This is a genomic window from Pseudomonas sp. AC463 (genome assembly GCF_979253585.1).
This window is the reverse complement of record NZ_CEEDDZ010000683.1, coordinates 1-266: the sequence shown is the minus strand read 5'-3', so window position 1 is coordinate 266 and position 266 is coordinate 1. Positions and strand designations below refer to the sequence as shown.

Below are 266 nucleotides of genomic sequence, written 5' to 3'. Positions count from 1 at the left end.
GCGTCCCAGTCAACGGTGAACGTGTTAGTGGCATTTACCGGCGCAGCCTACAGTTAGCCAGTGGCCGCTACGCGCTGCTAGAGGACGGCGCGGGCTTCTGCCTGGTGCCATGGAAGCCTGTAATCGACAAGCGACTTGGCCAGAACTTATCAGCAGTGATTCGAGGTAACAGCGTGTCATGGCAGATCGGCCGTCAGCGAGGCCCCGCTATCGGCTAAGGCTACTGAGGAGTGGGCAGTCTCTTCCTTCAGCCACTGTTCAAAAAC

The 266-nt window shown here is 58.3% G+C and carries 1 protein-coding gene; it reads left to right on the top strand.

What is annotated here, in order from left to right:
* Positions 1-218: DUF3363 domain-containing protein (locus AC0IYH_RS31925; protein ID WP_471838290.1), on the top strand; the 218-nt coding region annotated here is incomplete at its 5' end.
* Positions 219-266 lie beyond the last annotated feature (48 nt).